Here is a 23,218-nt window from a genome sequence, read left to right as displayed (position 1 = left end):
TTAAAATATATGATTCCAAATCATAACTCGCTGAACGCTCAAACAATAATTTGGAATATACATATATTTTTGAAAAACAAACAAGGATCTCTAATTTTGTTTAAATGCCTTTTACACCACATATCTCAATTTTTTAATCTAAGGAAAGATAGTATAACTATTTAAACGTAATTTTCTGTTGAATAGCAAGTACAAAAGGAGGATTTTACTCCTCTTTGTTACGTAAAATCTACAATTATTTTTATCATTAAAAGAAAGGGCTTTTAAAAAATTTTCGTTAGAAAATTCATGCGTAGCATGCGGAGTAAGTATATCATTCATAAAATTTACATATGTTAATTTTTATACTAAATATTTATACGCTAGCAATGAAAATTCGTATGATTAATTTCCTGGATAACACCAATTGTTTTATATTTAAATTTAAAATATTTATATGAAACTGAAAAATTATATAACAGCCTTTAAAGGGATTAAAACAAGGAATAGTTTTAAGGAAAATAGATATCTAGAAAAATAATTAGAATACTTTATTGTAAACTAAGATTTAAGGGTAAAGTAAACAGGATGTTTACTTAGGACTAGTTGCCACAGGAAGTGGCATTAGGTCGTTAGCTTAAATCTTAGGATAAAAATATTAGTATTCTTTATTTTTATAGCCATCTATTGACTAAAAGTATTTCTTGTTTTAATTTTAATGATTTAAAGTCTGTTACGTCGCAAATTTCTTATATTAAGTTTCTTCTTAAGAAATCCAATGCTCTAGTTACAGTTAGCTCTCTTATAAACTGCCTATTACCAGAATAATTTAATTTTTTAACAAAGGTTTCTCCGTTTATATAAAGGCCTATGTAAACTAATCCTATAGGTTTATCATAAGTTCCACCACCAGGACCTGCTACTCCAGTAGTAGAGATTCCTATATTCGTACCTGCAGATTTTGCTATCCCTTCAGCCATTTCTAGGGCAACTTCTTTACTTACAGCTGTATATTTTTCTAAAGTTTCTTTTTTTACATTTAATCTATTTATTTTAGATTCATTGCTATAAGTTATAGCCCCTTCTAAAAATACAGAGGATATGCCAGGAAAGTTTATAAGTTTTCCTGCTAATAAACCACCAGTACAAGATTCTGCAGTAGCTATAGTTAAATTCCTTTTTACAAGGATATTTGCCACTACTTCTTCTAGTAGAGTTTGGCCAGAGCCATATATGTTATTACCTAGTATATTTCTTATTTTTTCCTCTACAGGAGCTATTAATTTTAAAGCTTCTTCTTTATTATCAGCCTTAGCTGTGATTCTTAACGTAGTTTCTCCCCGTTTGGCATAGGGAGCTACGGTTGGATTGGTTTGATTTTCTATAATATGGTTTATTAGATCTGCTACATCGCTTTCACCTAAGCCTGTTATTCTTAAAACTTTAGATTTTATAATTGAGTTTGTTAGTTTACCTAAATAAGGCACTACTTTATTTTCAAACATAGGTTGCATTTCATAAGGAGGTCCAGGTAGTATTATAGCTGTTTTATTATTTTTTTCTATTATAAATCCTGGGGCAGTTCCATTAGGGTTTTCTAATATTTCACAATGTCTAGGAAAATATGCCTGCTTTTTATTACTTTCTGTTATTGATTTATTAAAACAGGATAGTCTTTTTTCTATTTGTTTTAAAGATTCTTCATGGAGTATTAAATCTTCTTTAAAAAATTTAGCTACAGTTTCTTTAGTTAAATCATCTTTAGTAGGTCCTAACCCTCCAGTAGTTATAACTAAATCACAATAATGGAAGGCTCTTTCAAGCTCTTTTAATAATCTAGTTTCATTATCACCAATTACAGAATGATGATAAACTTCTATTCCCATATTGGCTAGTTCTTTAGATATGTATTGGGCATTGGTATTAACAATATCACCTAATAGCAATTCAGTTCCTACACAAAGTATTTCTGCTTTCATAACTTTAGCACCTTCCTTAAATATATTAGTTAATTCTTTTAGTACATATTTTCTATATTAATAAAATACATTAGATTAGAGCATTTTTATAACGATTAAAAACTCATAATTTAAAAGGAAAATTAAATATTAAGATACAGAGTATTTTATTATTAGGTCTAGAGTGGCTAATATTGAATCCATGTGAGTTCTTTCATAGGCATGAGATGCGTATACTCCAGGACCTATTAATGCAGTTTTTATGTCAAAACCTGCTTTTAGAGCAGCGCTTGCATCAGAACCGTAAGAAGGATATATATCTATTTTATAAGGTATATTGCTAGTTTTGCATACATTAATTAATTTTTTTCTAAAGTCTAGATCATATGGACCAGTAGAATCTTTTGCACATATGCATACACTAAACTCAGAAGAATTTTGATTTTCACCAGGGGCTCCCATATCCACAGCAATGAATTCTTTAGTATTTTTTGGTATATAACTAGCTCCATGACCTACTTCTTCATAGTTACTAAATAAGAAATTAGTAGTACAAGATAATGGTAAGTTATTTACATGAATATATTTTATGGCATAAAGAAGAATAGCTAAAGATGCTTTATCATCTAAATGTCTACTTTTTATAAAGCCATTTTCAGTAAAGATATTTCTTGTATCAAAGGAAACAAAATCTCCTATATTTATATTCAATTTTTCTACATCTTTTTTACAAGATATTTTTTCATCCAATATTATTTCCATGTTTTCTGGAGAACGTTTTAAATCATAAGATTCTTTTCCATGAACATGAACTGAAGGCTTTGTAGTTTGTATTGTGCCTGAATAAACTTCATCATTTAGTGTATGAATTCTACAATTTTCACCTTCAATAGAATTCATCATAAATCCGCCTATTGGAACTATAGATAATGTTCCAATATCATTTATGGATTTAACCATAGCACCTAAGGTATCCATATGGGCAGATAAAGTTCGCTCAAAGCTTTTATTTTCTCCTTCTAAAGTAACTATTATGGAACCTTTATTTGTTATGGTGTACTTTATGCCAATTGTATCTAGTTCTTTTTTTAGATAGTTTGCTATATGATTAGTAAAACCTGTTGGACTTGGGATAGTTAATACATTTTTTAAATAATTTAATATAAGTTTTTTATGATAATCCATATACGAACACTCCCTAAAAATATAATTTTATTACTTTCAAGTATATACTAAAATTTCAAGTTTTAAAATATTCAGAGAAAATAACTATTAATCAATAGGAAATTTATACCTTTTGTAGTATAATATTTATGACTTTGAGAGAGGTGATTTATTTGGTTAATTCAAGAAGAAGTAAATTAAGAAAAAAATCTAAACAAATGAAGATAATACTAATGAGTCTATCTGCGATGTTATTGATGATTTTATCAGCTTTCATAACATATCAATATAATAACATAAAGTCTTATAATAACTTAATTTATCCAGGGGTTTCTATAGAAGGTATAGATTTATCTGGCAAGAGCAAAGAAGAAGCAAAACATATAGTAAAGGAAAATTACTGGAATAAGTTATTAAGTAGAACTATTAATGTAAAGGCAAAAGATAAGACTTATACATTAAAATATTCTGATTTAAAACCTGTAAATAATCTAGAAAATGTATTAAAAGAGGCAGAAGCTTATGGGAAAAATTTAATAATATTTAAAAGATATAGTTTAATAAAAAATAAAACATCTAAAAATTATTTTGTAGATTTCAAATATGACAAGAAGGTAATAGACTCATTTGTTGAAAAAATACAAAAGGATGTAAATATAAATCCTGTGGATGCCTCATTAGATGCAAATGGTGGAGCATTTAATGTTATATCTCATAGAAATGGAGAAAAATTAGATATAGATATATTAAAAAAAGAATTAACTTCAAAAATAGACGGACATGTGTCTAATAATATAATAGAAAAAGCTGTAATGAAAACCATTCAGCCTAGAATTACAGCAGACAAGCTACAAGGAGTAGGTAGAATGATAGGATCTTATTCAAGTCATTATGGATCTATATCTTCATGCCAAAGAGCAAATAATATCGAGATGTCTGCAAGTTCTATAAATGGGAAAATATTATTACCAGGAGATGTATTTAGTTTTAATAAAGTTGTAGGTAGAAGAACCGCGGAAAAAGGATATCAAGCAGCACCAATTATAGTAGGTGAAAAGATAGAAAATGGACTAGGTGGAGGTGTATGCCAAGTTTCTTCAACTTTATTTAATGCTGTAGCAAATTGTAATTTAGAATCTGTAGAGAGATCTCATCACACTAAAGCAGTACATTATGTACCACAAGGTATGGATGCTACTGTAGATTATGGAAATATAGATTATAAGTTTAAAAATACTTTAGAAAGCCCTGTTTATATAGAATCATATACAAGTAATGGCAATGTTATTTTTAATCTTTATTCAAAATAATAACAATGATAAATTAATAAAATATAAAAATTATATTTTAAGATATCTTCTTTTTATGCATATTAATCAATAATTAATATTAGAAATAATAAAATATAAGGAGTTTTTATTTGAAATTATGTATTTTATAACAGAATTTTAATATTAATTAATGAGGTGGTTTTTGGTGAAGAATAAAAAAATATTAATTTTTATTTTATTATTAACGTTAATGCTATGTGGAATATTTTATCATGTTTATATAGAAGTGACTAAATTTAATGGATTAATTTATCCAGGAGTATTCGTACAAGGCATAGATTTAACGGGAAAAACTAAAAATGAAGCTAAAAGCATAATAGAAGATAAATATTCAAAACACATACTTAAGAAGAATATAAATATAATTTGGGATGATAAAAGTTATAATTTATCATATGCTAAGCTGAATCCTAGATATAATGTAGAAGATACTATAAATAATGCCTATAGTTATGGAAAAAACTTAAATATATTGAGTAAATATAGAATAATTAAATTTAAAAATGTTAGAAATTATTTGTTAAAATTTTATTATGATAAAAAAGTTTTAAATGAATTTATAGATTCTATAGAAAAAGATATAAATGAGGAATCTAAAAATGCTGAAATAATTATAGATAAAGGTTCCATATCTATAATTGATGAACAAGATGGACTGAAACTAGAAAAAGATAAGTTGAAGAAAATACTATATTCTAAGATGGGCGGTAAAAGCTTAGAGGATATAAATGAACAAGCTCCACTTAGCATTTTGGAAGCTGAAATAACAAAAAAACATTTAGAAACTATAAATTCCACTATATCATCATATACAACTAATTATGGATCTATCTCTTCATCACAAAGAGCCAATAATATAGTAATATCAACAAAGTCTATTAACGGAACTGTAATAATGCCAGGGAAAATTTTTAGTTTTAATGATATTGTAGGTCCAAGGACAGCAAGTAGGGGTTACCAAGGAGCACCAGTTATTGTTGGAAATAAAGTTGAAGCGGGACTAGGGGGAGGTATTTGCCAGGTATCTAGCACATTATATAATGCTATGCTAAGGGCAAATATAAATTCTACAGAAAGAACGGCACATACATTTCCAGCATCTTATGTTCCTATAGGAATGGACGCTACCATAGATTACGGAAATTTAGATTATAAGTTTAAAAATACACTAACCTATCCAATATATATAGAAGGCATAACAGATGGATCAAATGTAATTTTTAATATATATTCTAATAAGGAGTTAAAAAACAAAACCTACAATATAAGCTCTGAAATATATGAAACTGTGAAACCTAAAGAAAATTATATTGATGATGGAAATATGCCATTAGGTAAAACTCAAATAGTACAAGAGCCACGTACAGGATACAAAGTTAAAGTTTATAGAAGCACTGTAGAAAATGGTAGCGTTGAAAAAAAAGAAGTATTATATACTGATTTTTATAAACCTGTTCATAAGGTTATAAAAAGGGGCACCAGAAAATAAATTATATTATAAATGAACATACTACCATTAAGAGGTGATAGTATGTTTGTTCCCCAAACAGTGATATTTGAAGAAAAAGCTTTGGAATATGATAAAGGAAAAGAAATGTTAAAAGAATTAAAAGATAAAAATATAGAAATAAAATATTCAAAGACAGGAAGAGTAATGAGTGGAGGAGAAAAAACTCCAAATGAAATGTATGTTCATGGTAAGAACATATTAGTGGTAGGTGTAAGAAAATCATTAAATTTTCAAAGTTGCAAACCATCAGCTCATTACCAACTACCTTTAGTAAGCGGATGCATGGGTATGTGCGAATATTGTTATTTAAATACTCAAATGGGTAAACGACCTTATACTAAATTGTATGTAAACATAGAAGAAATATTGAGTAAAGCTGAGAAATATTCTAAAGAAAGATTACCTCAGTTTACAATTTTTGAAGGAGCGGCTACATCGGACCCTATTCCTGTAGAACCTTATAGCCATTCTTTAAGGGATGCTATCGAGTTTTTTGGTAAAAAGGATAATATGAAATTTAGATTTGTAACTAAATTTACAGATGTAGATAGTTTAATTGATTTAAATCATAATAAAAATACTACTATTAGGTTTAGCATTAATACAGATAATGTAATAAAAAAATTTGAACATAGAACTCCAATAGTTTTAGATAGGCTTCAGGCTGCTCATAAAATAGCTAGAGCTGGATATAGTTTGGGATTTATTATAGCACCAGTATTTATTTATGAAGGATGGCAAAAGGATTATTTAGAGTTATTGAAAAATATAAGTATTATGTTTAAAGGTGTTCCAGTAGAATTTGAAGTAATATCTCACAGATTTACAAAAAGAGCTAAAGAGAATATATTAAGTGTATTTTCAAATACAAATCTACCTATGGAAGAAGAAAATAGAAAGTTTAAATATGGGCAATTTGGATATGGTAAATATATATATAAGGATGAAGATCTAGATAGCATTAAAAGCTTTTTTAAAGAGAATATAACAGGGCTATTTTCCAAAGATAGTATAAATTACATTATATAGAGAATTAACATATTGTTAATTCTTTATTCTTTACTAAAACTTTATAATGGAGTAATATAGTTATTATGATATCTGTTTTATACTTATTAGTTTAAATATATATTATAAAAATGGGAGGAAATATTTTGAGTTTAAATATAGTATTATTTCAACCAGAGATACCACAAAATACTGGTAATATAGCAAGAACTTGTGTGCTTACAAATTCTAAATTGCATTTAATAAAGCCTCTAGGATTTAGTTTAGATGAGAAGCATTTAAGAAGAGCAGGATTGGACTATTGGCCATATTTGGATTTATCTATATATGAATCTTACCATGAGCTAAGAGAAAAATATAAAGATTCAAATTTCTATTTTTCAACTACTCATGGTAATAATTTTTATACAGATGTTAAATATAAACACGGAGACTTTATTGTTTTTGGAAGAGAATCTTCAGGATTGCCTGATGAAATAAGAGATAGTGATCCTAGTAAATGTATAAGAGTTCCTATGATTAATACAACTACTAGGTCCTTAAATCTGTCTAATACTGTAGCTATAGTTACATATGAAGTTTTAAGACAAGTTGGGTTCCCAGATATGAAATAGGAGGATTTTAGCATGGAGAAGATAAAAATTATAACAGATAGTACAGCTGATTTACCTATTGAAATAATAGAAAAATATGATATAGAAGTAATACCTTTGTTTGTGAGTTTTGGAGACAAGATTTATAAAGATGGTGTAGATATAAATTTACAGCAGCTGTTTACTAAAATAGAAAAGGAAAATATATTTCCCCAAACTTCTCAGATAAATCCTCAAAGATTTTATGAACATTATAAGGAATATATAGATCAAGGATATAATATACTCTCTATACATATATCATCTAAAATGAGTGGTACTTATCAATCAGCATGGTTAGCAAAAGATATGCTAAATAGTGATAAAATTACGGTTATAGATAGTAATAATGTAACATCGGGATTGGGACTTTTAGTCATTAAGGCTTGTAAATTAAGAGATGAAGGTCTCTCTATGGATGAAATAGTAAAGGGTGTAAAAGAAACTATACCACACATTAAAAGTGTACTAGCCTTCGAAACTTTAGATTATTTAGTAAAAGGGGGAAGGCTTTCAAAAACTGCAGGTTTTATAGGAAATGTATTAGGGATAAAACCAATATTAGCTGTAGAAAATGGTGAAATGGTAGTTAAAGATAAGGTTAGAGGTAGTAAGAAAGCTATAAGAGCTGTATTTCAATACATACACAAGCTAGGTTTAAAGCAAGGAGAACCTTGTATTTTACTACATGTACAAAATAAAGATATATTAGGAACGTTAAGAGATAATCTTAATGAAGAGAAAACTGACTTTATAGAATGTATGGTGGGATGTGTAGTAGGAATTTATGCTGGACCTGGAGCTTGTGGTATATTCTTTATAGAAGATTATTAATAAAAGTGTATAAGCTATATTCTGGTTATAAGAATATAGCTTATAATATAGATAGTATGTATACGTTTTCTAAAGTAATTCATAAGTATAACTAGCTATTGTTACAAAATGTAAAATTTATTATATATGCTAACTATAATTAATAAATGTAAAATAAATAGATTAAATTAACAAAACATTAATAAAATTTTATATATTGCATTAAAAAAGAAGGGAAAATAAAGTGTTTGTAGAATTCATTCTTTGTAGAATTCATTAATTATTTAGAAAATTAACAATTATAATCATAGGAGGGAATTTAATGAAGAAGAAAAAGATAATAGCTCTATTAGCTACTGCAGTTATGACAATTTCATTATTAGCTGGTTGCGGTAGTAAGGATAGTTCTGCAGGAGAACCAGCTGATAAGAAAGAGAAAGTAAAAATAGGACTTTCTACAGATGAGGGAGGATTAAATGATAAATCATTTAACCAGGCTGCAGATGCAGGAGTTAAAAAAGCACAAAAAGAACTTAAGGTAGATTATAAACCAATAGAATCTAAACAAAAAGAAGACTATGAATCAAATCTAGAAGCTTTAGTAAATGATGGATCAAGCTTAACATTTGGTGTAGGATATCAAATGGAACAAGCTATGACAAATGTTGCTAAAAAGTATGCTGATAAAAATTTTGCTATAGTTGATAGTGATAAGGTAAATTTACCTAATGTTCAATGTTTAACATTTAAGGACCAAGAAGGTTCTTTCTTAATGGGTGTTATAGCAGGTAAAATGACAAAAACAAATAAAGTTGGATTTATAGGTGGTAAGGATTCTGCTCCTATAAACAAGTTTGAAGTGGGTTTTATAGCTGGTGTTAAATCAGTTAATCCAGAAGCAGCAAAAGGCTTAATAGGATCAAAGGATAAACCAGGCCCAATGGTAAAATATGCAGATAGTTTTGGAGATACAAATAAAGGATATGAATTAGGGAAGTCATTATATGGTGCTGGTTGTGATGTTGTATATCATGCGGCTGGTGGAGTTGGAATAGGATTATTTAAAGCAGCAAAAGAGTTAAATAAGTCTGATAAAAAAGTATGGGCAATAGGTGTTGATAGAGACCAAGCAGTTGAGTTAAGTGAATATGCTGATATAATACTATCAAGTATGATAAAGAGAGTTGACGTTGCTACTTTCAATGCAACAAAAGAAGTTGTAGATGGTAAATTTAAAGGTGGAAACCATATAGAATTAGGATTAAAACAAGATGGTGTAGATATAGCTCCTACATCTAATAAAAACACTAAAAAAGATGTTTTAGATGTAGTAGAAAAATATAAAAAGGCTATAAAAGAAGATAAGATAAAAGTTCCAGCTACAAGAGCAGAGTTAGTTAACTTTACTCCAACAGAAGTAAAGTAGTTAATTGAAAAAAATTAGGGAATATAAATGTTAATAAAAGCTAGATGTTAAATACATCTAGCTTTTATAAACCAGATATATTATAATTTTATTAAGAAATGTTTGAAAACTTGTAAATATTAAAAAAATGCATGGAGGGAGGCATCTAGTCCCAGAAGTATAAAGACTTGTGACTAGAATAAGCGCATGGAAAAAGTAATTGAGATGAAGGGCATAACCAAAGTTTTTCCCGGAACTGTAGCCAATGATAATGTTAACTTTGACTTGAATAAAAGTGAGACCCATGTATTATTAGGTGAAAATGGTGCGGGCAAAACAACCCTTATGAATGTATTGTATGGACTGTATCAACCAGAAAAAGGTGAAATATTTGTCAATGGTAGGGAAGCTAAAATATTAGGCCCTAATGATGCTATTAAACAAGGAATAGGAATGGTTCACCAACATTTTATGCTAGTACATAATTTTACTATAGCAGAGAATATAGTACTTGGAACAGAACCTAGAAAAGGGCTTAAGATAGATATAAATAAGGCAATAAAAGATGTAGAAGAAATATCAAATAAGTACGGATTTTCTATAGATCCGAATGCCATTATAGAAGATATATCAGTAGGACAGCAACAAAAGGTTGAAATATTGAAAGCTTTATATAGAGGTGCTGAAATATTGATATTGGACGAGCCTACAGCAGTTTTAACACCTCAGGAGATTGATGAATTAGGATTGATTATAGACAACCTAAAAAAACAAGGAAAGTCTATTATTCTTATAACTCATAAATTAAAAGAAGTTATGAAAATGAGTGATAGAGTTACTATAATAAGAAGGGGTAAAGTTACCGGTACTGTTAATACAAAAGAAACAAATATAGATGAATTGGCAGAACTTATGGTAGGTAGAAAAGTTAGTCTTGAAATGGATAAGAAATCTCAAAAACTGGGTAAAGAAGTTTTAAAGGTAGAAGATCTTAAAGCTAAGGATAAAAGAGGAGTTAATGTATTAAAAGGAGTTAATCTTTCTGTAAGATCAGGAGAAATTATTGGATTAGCTGGGGTAGATGGTAATGGACAAAGTGAATTTATAGAAGTTGTAACAGGCCTTAGAAAAGCGGAAAGTGGAAGTATAAAACTTAACGAAGAAGAGATAGTTAATAAATCCTCAAGACAAATAATAGATAAAGGGGTAGGGCATATTCCTGAAGATAGACATAAGAGGGGATTAATACTTAAATATTCACTTTATGAAAATGCTGTCTTAGGGAAACATCATAAGGCACCTTTTAGTAAAGGCATAGTTATGGATTATAAGGCTATAAGAAAGCATTGTAATGAACTTATAGAAGAATTTGATGTAAGAACTCCAAATGATGAAGTTAATGCATCTGCATTATCTGGAGGTAACCAACAAAAACTTATAGCTGCTAGAGAAATATCTAAGGATCCAAAATTACTAATAGCATCCCAACCTACCAGAGGATTAGATGTTGGTGCTATAGAATATATTCACAGAAGATTAGTATCAGAAAGAGATAATGGGAAAGCGGTTCTTTTAGTTTCATTAGAATTGGATGAAATATTATCATTATCCGATAAAATTGCCGTTATGTATGATGGTGCCATAATAAAAGTATTGGATAGAAAAGATGCAACAGAGCAAAAATTGGGAGTATTAATGGCCGGTGGCTCGTTGGAAGATACTAGTAAAGAGGTGGAATAAAGTGAGTGAAAATGTAAAAAAAAGTAAGATTGAAAATAATTTGGTAAACGTTTTTAAATCCTTAGCGTTCCCTTTTGGTGCAATTATAATTTCTATATTTGTATCTGTTTTCTTTGTTATGTGGGCGAAAGGTTACTCAATAACACAATATTTTTCAGCTTTTAGTGATCTTTTTAAAACTATATGGGAAGGAAGCTTTGGAGATAAGAGAAAAACTCTTGAAACAATGATATATGTTACACCTTTAATATTTACAGGTGTAGCTAATGCTATAGCTTTTAGATGCGGACTATTTAATATAGGGGTAGAAGGACAATTTATAGTAGGAATGATATCAGCAGCAATACTAGGACTTATTCCAGGTTTAAATCCAGTTGTTCATGCAATATTAATAATATTAGGTGGAATAGTAGCAGGTTCTATTTGGGCAGGAATACCAGGATATTTAAAAGCTAAAATAGGAACAAATGAAGTTATAAATACAATAATGATGAATTATTTAGGTTTATATTTAGCAAATTATATAATATTAAGATCTAGATTTGCTGTTAAAAGTTCAGCTAGTACACCTATAATTCAAAAGAGTGCTCAATTGTTAAGATTTAGTAATCTTAGTAGAGCAAGTATAAGTTTAATAATAGGAATAGTTTTTGCTATATTTATATATTGGCTTTTATGGAAGACAACTGTAGGATATGAAATAAGAGCAGTTGGATTTAATCCATCTGGAGCTGAGTATGGTGGAATTAATATAGCTAAAAATACAATTTTAGCTATGGTGTTATCAGGAGCTATAGCAGGCATAGGTGGAGCTACTCATGTAGCTGGTGTTATGCATCAAGCCCAAGATATGATGGCATTGCCGGGATTTGGATTTGATGGTATAGCAGTTGCATTGCTTGCAAAGAATAATCCTATAGGATGTATAGCCTCTGCTGTGTTATTTGGAGCGTTAAATAGTAGTTCAAAAATGTTACAACTTAATGGAATACCTAAACAAATAGTATATCTTATTCAATCCATAATAATAATATTTGTCGCAACTGATTATATAGTAAAATATTTCTCAGAGAAAAAGAATAGGAAGGTGTTAATCAATGGATAGTGTAATCATAATAGGGTTATTAACAGCTACATTAAGAACAGCTACACCTTTAGTTTTTGCAGGTATTGGAGGAGTATTTTCAGAAAGATCTGGTGTAGTTAATATAGGATTAGAAGGTATGATGGTTATGGGAGCCTTCTTTTCGGTATTTGGTACATATATAACAGGAAGTGCCCTAGTAGGTATCTTGTTTGCAATAATAGCAGGAGCTTTGATTGGGTTATTACATGCATTTTTGAGTATATCTTTAAAAGCAGATCAAGTCATATCAGGTACAGCCATAAACTTGTTTGCATCTGCATTAGCTAGCTTTTTGATTTTCAAAATTTTTAAAAAGGGTGGTCAAACAGATATAGTTAAAGCATTAGCTTATAATGTACCATCTTCAGTAAAATCAATACCTGTAATAGGACCTATATTATCAGGAATAAATTGGTTTGTTATTATAGCTTTGATACTTGTTTTCATAGCTCATTATGTTTTATTTAAAACACCAGTTGGATTAAGAATTAGGGCTGTGGGAGAGCATCCTAAAGCTGCAGATACTTTAGGAATAAATGTTTATAAAGTTAGATATTTATGCGTTATATTATCAGGTGCTTTAGCAGGACTGGGTGGAGCAGCATTAATAGGAATAACTCCTGTCTATAGAGAAGGAATGGTTGCAGGACGTGGATTCATTGCTTTAGCAGCTATGATATTTGGCAATTGGAAGCCGTTTGGAACTATGTTTGCTTGTTTATTATTTGCCTTTGGAGGTTCCTTTGAAATATTTGCTCAAGGTTTTAGTTGGAATTTGCCATCAGAGTTTTATTCAAGTATACCATATATACTAACAATGTTGGCATTAGCAGGTTTTGTAGGTAAAACTACACCACCAGCTGCAGACGGAGAACCCTATGAAAAGGGTCAGCGATAAAAACTTGCCATTTGGCAAGTTTTTATTTTGATTTAAGTTTAGTCGTAGTAGAATTTTTTTTATGATATAATTAAAATAAAGGGGGGATATAGAAATTTATGAGTATGAATTTTAGTTTATCCTTAACTCAGGAACAAAAATTAATAATGACACAACAAATGCAGTTATCTATTAAACTTCTTCAAATGTCTACATATGAGTTACAACAATATGTTGAAAAGGAAATTCAAGAAAATCCTGTTTTAGACTCTCAAAATGTCAGTAAAGAGGACAAAACTATAGATGACATAAATTATAAAAAACTAGTTAAACATTTAGAGGATAACGGAAATGACTATAGTGGATATAGTAAAGAAGAGGAACCCTCACCCTTTAATTTTATATCTCATAAAAAATCATTAAAAGAGTATTTGCAGGAACAAATAATAGAATTAAATGAAAATAAATACATGAAATCAATATGTTTATATATAATAGAAAATATAGATCATAAAGGGTATCTGGCGGTAGGAGAGGATGAAATATCTGAAGAGTTAAAGGTTCCCTTAAATATAATAAGAGAAGCTATAGATATAGTTCAATCTTTAGAACCAGATGGTATAGGTGCAAGAGATTTAAAGGAATGCCTAAAGATACAATTAAAAAAGAAGTCCATAAGCCATAGTGAAATATGTGAAATTATAGACAATTATCTTGACTTAGTGGCAGAAAACAGATACAACGTTATATCCAAAAAACTTGGTATATCAATAAAAAAAGCACAGGAATATGGAGACGTTATAAAGACCCTTCAACCTAAACCTTCAAGGGGATTTTATACAGGTGACGAAGTAAAATATATAGTACCAGATGCATATATAAAAAAAATAGATAATGAGTATTATATAATTATGAATGAGGAATTATTGCCTAAATTAACAGTTAACAATTTATACAAGGAAATTGTTTTAAATGACACTGATCAAAATGCAGTAGATTTTGTGAAAGAAAAATTAAATAGTGCTGTTTTTTTAATTAAAAGTATAGAAAATAGAAAGTCTACAATTCATAGAGTACTAGAAAAAATATTAGAAATACAAAGGGATTATTTTGATTTTGGAATCAAATTTTTAAGACCTATGACATTAAAAGAAATAGCTGATAGTTTAGGTATGCATGAGTCCACTATAAGTAGAGCCATAAGAGATAAATATATAAATACTAATAGAGGCACCATACTTATAAAGGACTTATTTACTACAGGAATAACTGCTACTAATAGTACAGGAGAAGATATTTCTGCAGAATTTATAAAAAGAGAAATAAAAGAACTTATAGATAAAGAAGATAAGAAAAAACCTATTTCTGATCAAATAATATGCAATATATTAAACAATAAAGGTATACAGATATCTAGGAGAACTGTGGCAAAATATAGAGAGGATATGGGAATAAAATCTTCAAAATGTAGAAAGCGTTTTTAAAAGCATGAGTTATACACTATCATGCTTTTTTTTATTGAAAAATATTTTATTAATCATAAGCTATATAACAAAATTAAATATATATAGAATTAAAAATAATCTTCGGGGAAAAATAAGTTTGAATTTTGAAAATTAATGTTAAAAATAAAAAAATAAAAAAATTTTTAAAAAACCCTTTAAAAGTAGAAAGGATTATCTTATAATATAGGTGGGACATAAAAAAGATATAAGGGACTTAAAAAGACCAAGGGTTAATCAAAGCTGAGGAGTGTACGCAATGGAAGATATTCTAAAGTTGCAGCAGAAGATAGTTCCAGAAATGTTAAGGCTTTTAGAAAAAAGATATAACATATTAAGAACTATTTACTACAAACAGCCTATAGGAAGAAGAGTCTTAGCAAATGACTTAGAAATAGGAGAAAGAATAGTGAGAACAGAAATTAATTTCCTAAAAAGTCAAAGCTTAATAGATATTAATTCTTCAGGTATGACTGTAACAAAAGAAGGGGAAAAAATAATAGAAAAGTTAAAATCTTTTATACATGAAGTAAAAGGATTAAAAGAAATAGAAGATGTACTTAAAAACAAATTAGAAATATTCCAAGTAATAATTGTTCCAGGAAATTTAGATGAAGATGAAACAGTTAAAAATGAATTGGGAAAAGCTGCAGCTAATTATTTAAAGAATATAGTACAAGATAAAGATATAATAGCATTAACTGGTGGTAGTAATGTAAAAGAAGTTATAGATAATATGCCAAAAATTAATACATTAAAAGATGTAGTAGTAGTTCCAGCAAGAGGTGGTATAGGTAGAAATGTAGAAATGCAAGCTAATACTTTAGTTGCAAATCTAGCTTCTAGAATTAATGCTAATTATAAATTAATGCATGTACAAGATAACCTTAGTGAGATAGCATTAAAAGCTGTTATGGAAGAAAAATCAATAAAAGAAGTATTAGATATAATATATGAAGTTAATATATTAATACATGGTATAGGAATAGCTGAAGTAATGGGAAGAAGAAGAGGAATGGCGCCAGAAGAAATAAATTATATAAAAGAAAATGGTGCTGTGGCAGAAGCTTTTGGATATTATTTTGATACTGAAGGTAATGTAGTATATTCAAGTCCTACTATAGGTATAAAAAGAGAAAACATAAAAAATGTAGATAAACTTATAGCAGTATCAGGTGGTCAGAAGAAAGCTAAGGCTATACTGGCAACAGAACTCAGAAATAAAAATAGTGTATTAATAACAGATGAGGGAGCTGCTAGAGAAATTATTAATATTTTAGAAAGTAAATAATTTAGTTTATAAAAGATAAAAATATATATAAAAAATAATAATGTTTATAATTTTAGGAGGTACTTAGAATGGTTAAAATTGCTATTAATGGATTTGGAAGAATAGGAAGAAATGTTTTTAAAGCTTTGGTAAAAAACTATAAAAACGAATTACAAGTTGTAGCTATCAACGATTTAACAAACCCAGCTACACTAGCTCATTTATTAAAATACGATAGTTTATATGGAAAATTTGACGGAACTGTAGAAGCTAAAGAATCTTCAATCATAGTTAACGGAAATGAAATTAAAATATTTGCAGAAAGAGATCCCAAAAACATAGATTGGAATTCAACAGGAGCAGAAATAGTAATAGAATCAACAGGTTTATTTACAGACGCAGAAAAAGCAAAGGCTCATATAGGTGGAACTGTTAAAAAAGTTTTGATTTCAGCACCAGCTAAAAATGAAGATAAAACAATAGTTATGGGTGTTAATCATAATGAATATGATCCAGCAAGCCATAACATAATATCAAATGCATCTTGTACAACAAACTGTTTAGCTCCATTTGCTAAAGTTCTTGACGAAGAATTTGGAATAGAAGCAGGACTAATGACAACTATTCATGCATATACAGGAGACCAAAGAGTATTAGATGCTCCACACAAAGATTTAAGAAGAGCAAGAGCTGCAGCAGAATCAATGATACCAACAACTACAGGAGCAGCTAAAGCAGTTGCATTAGTATTACCACAATTAAAAGGAAAATTAAACGGAATGGCAGTAAGAGTACCAACTCCAACTGTTTCATTAACAGATTTAGTTTTCACAGTTAAAAAAGATGTAACTGTAGAAGAAATTAACGCAGCATTTAAAAAAGCATCTGAAGATGAATTAAAAGGAATATTAGGATACAGTGAAGAACCACTAGTATCAATCGACTACAGAGGAGACGAAAGATCTTCAATAGTTGATGGATTATCAACTAGTGTAATAGACAATAGATTAGTTAAAGTTGTTTCATGGTATGACAATGAATATGGTTATTCTCATAGATTAGCAGACCTAACTAAATTTGTAGCTGATAGACTTTAATATAAAAAAATAGAGAGGATACTTTTAATAAATATATTAAAAGTCCTACTTTTAAGGGAAAAAAGGTTTGGGTTTGTTATATATAAGTCCAAACCTTTTTTATACATTATTGATATTGAGTTAAAAATATTGATGTAATATATTATTATAACGAATAAATCTATTACAAGTATATAGTAAATATTGACATTATTATAGCAATAAAGCTAAAATAAAATAAGATAGTGTAGCATAAATTACAAATTATATATGCTAATGAGCCCAATAATATTATATAAAGAGGTGGATGTCAATGAATTATAATAAAAAAAGTATAGAAGATATAGATGTAAAAGGTAAAAAAGTATTAGTAAGATGTGATTTTAATGTACCATTAAGTGAAGGAAAAATAACAGATGAAAATAGATTAGTAGGAGCACTTCCAACAATTAAATATCTAATGGAAAAAGGTGCTAAGGCTATACTTTGTTCACACATGGGAAAACCAAAGGGTGAACCTAAAAAAGAACTTTCATTATTACCAGTAGCTAAAAGATTATCAGAAATGTTAAATAAGGAAGTAGTATTTGCAGATGATGATAATGTAGTTGGGGAAAATGCTAAAAAAGCTGTAGAAGAAATGAAAGATGGAGATGTAGTATTATTACAAAATACTAGATACAGAAAAGAAGAAACTAAAAATGAAGAGAATTTTTCTAAAGAATTAGCTTCTCTTGCAGATCTATTTGTGAATGATGCATTTGGAACAGCTCATAGAGCACATTGTTCAACAGTAGGTGTTACAAATTATTTAAAAGAAGCAGCTTGCGGATATTTAATACAAAAAGAATTAAAATTCTTAGGAAATGCAGTAGAAAAACCAGAAAGACCATTTGTAGCAATATTAGGTGGAGCAAAAGTTTCAGATAAAATAAATGTTATAAATAATTTATTAGATAAAGTAGATACATTAATAATAGGTGGAGGAATGGGATATACATTCCTAAAAGCTCAAGGATATACTATAGGAACTTCTTTAGTTGAAGAAGATAAGGTAGAATATTCAAAAGAAATGATAGCTAAAGCTAAAGAAAAAAGTGTAAAATTATTATTGCCAATAGACAATGTAATAGCTGATAAATTTGATAAAGATGCAACTCCTGTTGTAACTGAAGATCAAAACATTAAAGATGGATATATGGGATTAGACATAGGACCTAAAACATCAAAAATATATTCAGATGCTATAAAATCAGCAAAAACAGTAGTATGGAACGGACCTATGGGAGTTTTTGAATTTAAAAACTTTGCAAATGGAACTATAGAAGTAGCTAAGGCTATGGCAGATTCTAATGCTGTAACTATAATCGGCGGAGGAGATAGTGCAGCAGCAGTAAATATACTTGGATTTGGAGATAAGATGACTCATATTTCTACAGGTGGAGGAGCTTCTTTAGAATTCTTAGAAGGAAAAGAACTACCAGGAATAGCAGCTCTTAATGACAAATAGGAAAAAAGACATGTATTAAAAAATATATTTGGAGAGTGATTTTATAATGAGAACAGCTATAATAGCAGGAAACTGGAAAATGAACAAAACTGTAAAAGAAGCAGTAGAATTGGTTAAAGAACTAAAACCACTTGTTAAAGATGCAAAATGTGATGTAGTTGTATGCCCTACTTATGTGTGCCTTCCAGCAGTATTAGAAGAAGTTAAAGGAACTAATATAAAAGTAGGAGCTCAAAATATGCACTTTGAAGAAAATGGAGCTTATACAGGTGAAATAGCGCCTAAAATGTTAGAAGAATTAGGAGTTCATTATGTAATTATAGGACATAGTGAAAGAAGACAATATTTTAATGAAATAGATGAAACTGTTAATAAAAAAGTAAAAAAAGCATTTGAACATAATTTAATTCCAATAGTTTGTTGCGGAGAAAGCTTAGATGAAAGAGAAGGAAACGTAACAGAAAAAGTTTTAAATGAACAAATAAAAGTTGGATTAAAAGAATTAACTAAAGAACAAGTAGAAAAATTAGTTATAGCATATGAACCAATTTGGGCTATAGGAACAGGAAAAACTGCTACAGATGAACAAGCAAATGAAACTATAGGATATATAAGAACTGTAGTAAAAGATATGTATGGTAAAGAAGTAGCAGATAAAGTAAGAATCCAATATGGTGGATCTGTTAAACCTGGTACTATTAAAGCACAAATGGCTAAAGAAGAGATTGATGGTGCACTAGTAGGAGGCGCAAGCTTAAAATCACAAGATTTTGCAGCTATAGTAAATTACTAGTTTCATCACCTGAGGAGGTAAACTATGAGTAAAAAACCAGTAGTTTTGATGATATTAGACGGATTTGGGTTAACAAATAAAGTAGATGGTAACGCTGTATCAGCAGCTAATAAGCCTAATTTAGATAGTATATTAAAAAAATATCCACATACTCATTTAGGTGCTAGCGGAATGGATGTAGGTCTTCCAGAAGGACAAATGGGAAATTCAGAAGTAGGACATTTAAATATAGGATCAGGAAGAATAGTATATCAAGCTCTTACAAAAATAACTAAAGCTATTTCAGATGGAGATTTTTTTGAAAATGCAGCTTTGAATAAAGCTATAGAAAATGCAAATAAAAACAATTCTATCTTACATCTTTTAGGCCTTTTATCACCAGGTGGAGTACATTCTCATATAGATCATTTAAAAGGCTTAATAAAATTAGCAAAAGAAAAAGATGTGAAAAAAGTTTATGTTCATGCATTTTTGGATGGAAGAGATGTAGCCCCATCATCAGCTAAAGAATATATAGAAGAAATAGAAAGCTACATGAAAGAAATTGGTGTAGGTGAGATAGCTACAGTATCAGGAAGATATTATGCAATGGATAGAGATAAAAGATGGGAAAGAGTACAACTTTGCTACAATGCTATTGTATTAGGAAAAGGTGAAGAAGCTAATTCATCTATAGAAGGATTAGAAAAATCTTATAAAGATAACAAAACTGATGAATTTGTTTTACCAACAGTAGTATTAAAAGAAGGAAAAGCTAAAGCAAAAATACAAAATAATGATTCAGTAATATTTTTTAATTTTAGACCAGATAGAGCCAGGGAACTTACCAGAGCTATAAACGATAAAGTATTTGATGGCTTTGAAAGAGAAGCTTTAAATTTAACTTTTGTTACTATGACAGAATATGATAGTACATTGGAAAATGTAGAAGTAGCTTTTCCACCACAACACTTAACTAATACTTTAGGTGAATATGTAAGTAAAAAAGGCAAAAAACAATTAAGAATAGCTGAAACAGAAAAATATGCTCATGTAACTTTCTTCTTTAACGGTGGAGTAGAAGAACCTAATGAAGGAGAAGACAGGGTTTTAGTTCCATCTCCAAAGGTAGCAACTTATGATATGCAACCGGAAATGAATGCATATGAAGTTACAGATAAACTTTTGGAAAGATTAGACGAAGATAAATATGATATGGTAATATTAAATTTTGCTAACCCAGATATGGTAGGTCATACAGGAATTTTTGAAGCGGCAAAAAAAGCTATAGAGACTGTAGATGACTGTGTAGGAAAAATAGTGAAAAAGATTTTAGAGAAAGACGGAACTGCTTTTATTACAGCTGATCACGGAAATTCTGAAGAAATGATAGACTATTCTACAGGAAAGCCTATGACAGCTCATACAACAAATCCAGTACCATTTATGTATGTATCTAACAACAGTAGGGAATTAAAAGATGGCGGAAGATTAGCAGATATAGCACCAACAATGTTACAAATTATGGATCTTCCAAAGCCAAATCAAATGACAGGGAATAGTCTTATTAAATAATAGGGAAACTATATTTGAGAAAAATAAGTTTTTTAAAAATAAGGAGGACCCAAAATGAAAAATTATATGGAGATAGTAGATGTATATGCAAGACAAATATTAGATTCAAGATGTAACCCTACAGTAGAAGTAGAAGTAGAACTAGAAGACGGAACAGTAGGAACAGCAGCAGTTCCATCAGGAGCTTCTACAGGAGCTTTTGAAGCAGTAGAATTAAGAGACGGAGATAAATCTCAGTATTTAGGTAAAGGTGTTTTAAAAGCTGTAGATAATGTAAATAGCATAATAGCAGATGAACTTGTTGGAATGAACGCTTTAGATCAAGTAGCTATAGATAAAACTATGATAGAGTTAGATGGAACAGATAATAAAGGGAAATTAGGCGCTAATGCAATGCTAGGAGTATCTTTAGCTTGTGCAAGAGCTGCAGCTGAATCTTTAGGAATAAGTTTATATCAATACATAGGAGGAGTGAACGCTAAAGTTTTACCAGTACCTATGATGAACATAATAAATGGTGGAAAGCATGCAGACAATAATGTTGATCTTCAAGAATTTATGATAATGCCAGCAGGAGCACCTTCTTTTAGTGAAGCTTTAAGAATGTGTTCAGAGGTATACCATTCATTAAAATCAACATTAAAATCACAAGGATATGATACAGGAGTAGGTGATGAAGGTGGATTTGCTCCAAATCTAAAGTCTAATGAAGAAGCTATAGTAGTTATAGTAGAAGCTATAAAGAAAGCAGGATATACTCCAGGAAAAGATATATTTATAGCTTTAGATCCAGCTTCATCAGAAATATTTGAAGATGGAAAATATAATTTAGCAGGAGAAGGTAGAGTATTAACTCCTGAAGAAATGGCAAACTACTATGCAGAACTAGTAGAAAAATATCCAATAATATCTATAGAAGATGGTATGGCAGAAGAAGATTGGGATGGATGGAAGATACTTACTGAAAAAGTAGGAGATAAAATCCAATTAGTAGGAGACGATTTATTCGTTACAAATACTGAAAGATTAGCTAAAGGTATAAAATTAGGAGTTGCAAATTCAATTCTTATAAAGCTAAATCAAATAGGAACATTAACAGAAACATTAAATGCTATAGAAATGGCAGAAAGAGCTGGATATACAGCAGTAGTATCTCATAGATCAGGAGAAACTGAAGATACAACAATAGCTGATTTAGTTGTTGCTGTGAATGCAGGACAAATAAAAACAGGCGCTCCAGCAAGATCAGAAAGAGTTGCTAAATATAATCAATTATTAAGAATAGAAGAAGAACTTAATTATATGGGCGAATATAGAGGTTTAAAAGCATTCTATAATATCAATAGATAATAGTTTTGGAATAAAGTGTTACTCATCTTGTGAGTAGCACTTTGTTATTTTAAATATACAATTTTAAATGGGTTTTGTGATTACAACATGAATATAAATCTCTAAAGTTAAGTCGTTGTATTACTGTAAATTATGTGTTAAAATAAAATTATATATTATGAATTAAATTGGATTATTGTAATAGTAAGGATATATAATCTTTTACATATTAGGAGGATATAAAATGCATACATTTTCAATAGTAGCGTTAACTATAGTTTCAATAGTATTAATTATAGTAGTTTTAATGCAACCTAGTAAGACTAATGGATTAAGTGGTTTTATGGGTGGAAGTTCAGAAACTTTTTATTCAAAGAATAGAACTAGAACTTCTGAATCTATGTTATCAAGAATTACAGTAATAAGCTCTGTATTATTTGCTGCCATAGTATTAGCACAAAATTTATTAGCTAAATAATAAAAAACTTAAAAGAGTATGAATTTAATTAGCTGTTTAATGTAAATAATTAACAGCTATTTTTTTATAAAAAATTTTAAAATATATTTATTAACTTATGGATATATTTACTATGATATAATATAACATATAAAAATTGTGGATTATATTATAAAAAAATAGA

The 23,218-nt window shown here is 29.1% G+C and carries 19 protein-coding genes; 17 read left to right on the top strand and 2 right to left on the bottom strand.

Annotated features, from left to right (window positions below; translation table 11 throughout):
* Positions 1-728: 728 nt before the first annotated feature.
* Both NGI68_RS14160 and NGI68_RS14155 read right to left on the bottom strand, forming a co-directional pair.
* Positions 729-1,958, bottom strand: coding sequence for a competence/damage-inducible protein A (locus NGI68_RS14160; RefSeq protein ID WP_251862108.1), 1,230 nt, complete (start codon positions 1,956-1,958; stop codon positions 729-731).
* A 129-nt stretch (positions 1,959-2,087) separates the two neighbouring features.
* On the bottom strand, positions 2,088-3,122 hold the full coding sequence (locus NGI68_RS14155) for a M42 family metallopeptidase (RefSeq protein WP_251862107.1): 1,035 nt from the start codon (positions 3,120-3,122) through the stop codon (positions 2,088-2,090).
* A 128-nt stretch (positions 3,123-3,250) separates the two neighbouring features.
* Between NGI68_RS14155 and NGI68_RS14150 the strand changes: the two genes are divergently transcribed.
* The 17 genes from NGI68_RS14150 to secG all read left to right on the top strand — a co-directional run bounded on the left by NGI68_RS14150 (position 3,251) and on the right by secG (position 23,055).
* Positions 3,251-4,411 (top strand): VanW family protein, encoded by a 1,161-nt coding sequence (locus tag NGI68_RS14150; protein WP_502799396.1) that lies wholly within the window; start codon positions 3,251-3,253, stop codon positions 4,409-4,411.
* A gap of 211 nt (positions 4,412-4,622) precedes the next feature.
* Positions 4,623-5,921: a VanW family protein gene (locus NGI68_RS14145; protein ID WP_502799397.1), complete on the top strand. Its 1,299-nt coding sequence runs from the start codon at positions 4,623-4,625 to the stop codon at positions 5,919-5,921.
* 42 nt (positions 5,922-5,963) lie between these two features.
* Positions 5,964-6,971, top strand: coding sequence for a spore photoproduct lyase (gene splB, locus NGI68_RS14140; RefSeq protein ID WP_251862104.1), 1,008 nt, complete (start codon positions 5,964-5,966; stop codon positions 6,969-6,971).
* A 125-nt stretch (positions 6,972-7,096) separates the two neighbouring features.
* On the top strand, positions 7,097-7,564 hold the full coding sequence (locus tag NGI68_RS14135) for a tRNA (cytidine(34)-2'-O)-methyltransferase (protein WP_251862103.1): 468 nt from the start codon (positions 7,097-7,099) through the stop codon (positions 7,562-7,564).
* A 12-nt stretch (positions 7,565-7,576) separates the two neighbouring features.
* Complete coding sequence (locus NGI68_RS14130; RefSeq protein WP_251862102.1) at positions 7,577-8,416, top strand: DegV family protein; 840 nt, start codon at positions 7,577-7,579, stop codon at positions 8,414-8,416.
* Between the two features lie 301 nt (positions 8,417-8,717).
* The gene (locus NGI68_RS14125; RefSeq protein WP_251862101.1) at positions 8,718-9,821 is read left to right on the top strand and encodes a BMP family lipoprotein; all 1,104 of its coding nucleotides are present in this window, start codon (positions 8,718-8,720) and stop codon (positions 9,819-9,821) included.
* Positions 9,822-10,007: 186 nt separating this feature from the next.
* Positions 10,008-11,540 (top strand): ABC transporter ATP-binding protein, encoded by a 1,533-nt coding sequence (locus NGI68_RS14120; protein WP_251862100.1) that lies wholly within the window; start codon positions 10,008-10,010, stop codon positions 11,538-11,540.
* Position 11,541: 1 nt separating this feature from the next.
* Positions 11,542-12,645 (top strand): ABC transporter permease, encoded by a 1,104-nt coding sequence (locus tag NGI68_RS14115; RefSeq protein ID WP_251862099.1) that lies wholly within the window; start codon positions 11,542-11,544, stop codon positions 12,643-12,645.
* Positions 12,638-13,564: an ABC transporter permease gene (locus tag NGI68_RS14110; RefSeq protein WP_251862098.1), complete on the top strand. Its 927-nt coding sequence runs from the start codon at positions 12,638-12,640 to the stop codon at positions 13,562-13,564. Before NGI68_RS14115 ends, NGI68_RS14110 begins: the two co-directional genes overlap by 8 nt.
* A gap of 104 nt (positions 13,565-13,668) precedes the next feature.
* Entirely contained in the window at positions 13,669-15,027 is a 1,359-nt protein-coding gene (gene rpoN / locus NGI68_RS14105; protein ID WP_251862124.1) for an RNA polymerase factor sigma-54, read from the top strand.
* Positions 15,028-15,304: 277 nt separating this feature from the next.
* A complete protein-coding gene (locus NGI68_RS14100) occupies positions 15,305-16,336 on the top strand; it encodes a sugar-binding transcriptional regulator (RefSeq protein WP_251862097.1) in 1,032 nt (343 codons plus the stop codon).
* Between the two features lie 68 nt (positions 16,337-16,404).
* Entirely contained in the window at positions 16,405-17,412 is a 1,008-nt protein-coding gene (gene gap / locus NGI68_RS14095; RefSeq protein WP_251862096.1) for a type I glyceraldehyde-3-phosphate dehydrogenase, read from the top strand.
* Positions 17,413-17,704: 292 nt separating this feature from the next.
* Positions 17,705-18,901: a phosphoglycerate kinase gene (locus NGI68_RS14090; protein WP_251862095.1), complete on the top strand. Its 1,197-nt coding sequence runs from the start codon at positions 17,705-17,707 to the stop codon at positions 18,899-18,901.
* Positions 18,902-18,947: 46 nt separating this feature from the next.
* Positions 18,948-19,694, top strand: a complete 747-nt coding sequence (tpiA, locus tag NGI68_RS14085) for a triose-phosphate isomerase (protein WP_251862094.1) — start codon at positions 18,948-18,950, stop codon at positions 19,692-19,694.
* 24 nt (positions 19,695-19,718) lie between these two features.
* Positions 19,719-21,248, top strand: coding sequence for a 2,3-bisphosphoglycerate-independent phosphoglycerate mutase (gene gpmI / locus NGI68_RS14080; protein WP_251862093.1), 1,530 nt, complete (start codon positions 19,719-19,721; stop codon positions 21,246-21,248).
* 54 nt (positions 21,249-21,302) lie between these two features.
* Positions 21,303-22,598: a phosphopyruvate hydratase gene (eno, locus tag NGI68_RS14075; protein ID WP_251862092.1), complete on the top strand. Its 1,296-nt coding sequence runs from the start codon at positions 21,303-21,305 to the stop codon at positions 22,596-22,598.
* Positions 22,599-22,821: 223 nt separating this feature from the next.
* Positions 22,822-23,055, top strand: a complete 234-nt coding sequence (gene secG, locus NGI68_RS14070) for a preprotein translocase subunit SecG (RefSeq protein WP_251862091.1) — start codon at positions 22,822-22,824, stop codon at positions 23,053-23,055.
* Positions 23,056-23,218 lie beyond the last annotated feature (163 nt).

This window comes from Clostridium sp. Marseille-Q2269 (assembly GCF_943736985.1).
Taxonomy (GTDB): Bacteria; Bacillota; Clostridia; order Clostridiales; family Clostridiaceae; genus Clostridium_F.
Note: the sequence above shows the minus strand (reverse complement) of the source record. Positions and strands in the feature narration are given on the sequence as shown.

Coding starts and splice junctions, on each gene's coding strand:
- NGI68_RS14160 (WP_251862108.1), bottom strand. CDS start 1,958: ATGAAAGCAGAAATACTTTGTGTAGGAACTGAATTGCTATTAGGTGAT.
- NGI68_RS14155 (WP_251862107.1), bottom strand. CDS start 3,122: ATGGATTATCATAAAAAACTTATATTAAATTATTTAAAAAATGTATTA.
- NGI68_RS14150 (WP_502799396.1), top strand. CDS start 3,251: ATGACTTTGAGAGAGGTGATTTATTTGGTTAATTCAAGAAGAAGTAAA.
- NGI68_RS14145 (WP_502799397.1), top strand. CDS start 4,623: ATGCTATGTGGAATATTTTATCATGTTTATATAGAAGTGACTAAATTT.
- splB (WP_251862104.1), top strand. CDS start 5,964: ATGTTTGTTCCCCAAACAGTGATATTTGAAGAAAAAGCTTTGGAATAT.
- NGI68_RS14130 (WP_251862102.1), top strand. CDS start 7,577: ATGGAGAAGATAAAAATTATAACAGATAGTACAGCTGATTTACCTATT.
- NGI68_RS14125 (WP_251862101.1), top strand. CDS start 8,718: ATGAAGAAGAAAAAGATAATAGCTCTATTAGCTACTGCAGTTATGACA.
- NGI68_RS14120 (WP_251862100.1), top strand. CDS start 10,008: ATGGAAAAAGTAATTGAGATGAAGGGCATAACCAAAGTTTTTCCCGGA.
- NGI68_RS14110 (WP_251862098.1), top strand. CDS start 12,638: ATGGATAGTGTAATCATAATAGGGTTATTAACAGCTACATTAAGAACA.
- rpoN (WP_251862124.1), top strand. CDS start 13,669: ATGAATTTTAGTTTATCCTTAACTCAGGAACAAAAATTAATAATGACA.
- NGI68_RS14100 (WP_251862097.1), top strand. CDS start 15,305: ATGGAAGATATTCTAAAGTTGCAGCAGAAGATAGTTCCAGAAATGTTA.
- gap (WP_251862096.1), top strand. CDS start 16,405: ATGGTTAAAATTGCTATTAATGGATTTGGAAGAATAGGAAGAAATGTT.
- NGI68_RS14090 (WP_251862095.1), top strand. CDS start 17,705: ATGAATTATAATAAAAAAAGTATAGAAGATATAGATGTAAAAGGTAAA.
- tpiA (WP_251862094.1), top strand. CDS start 18,948: ATGAGAACAGCTATAATAGCAGGAAACTGGAAAATGAACAAAACTGTA.
- gpmI (WP_251862093.1), top strand. CDS start 19,719: ATGAGTAAAAAACCAGTAGTTTTGATGATATTAGACGGATTTGGGTTA.
- eno (WP_251862092.1), top strand. CDS start 21,303: ATGAAAAATTATATGGAGATAGTAGATGTATATGCAAGACAAATATTA.
- secG (WP_251862091.1), top strand. CDS start 22,822: ATGCATACATTTTCAATAGTAGCGTTAACTATAGTTTCAATAGTATTA.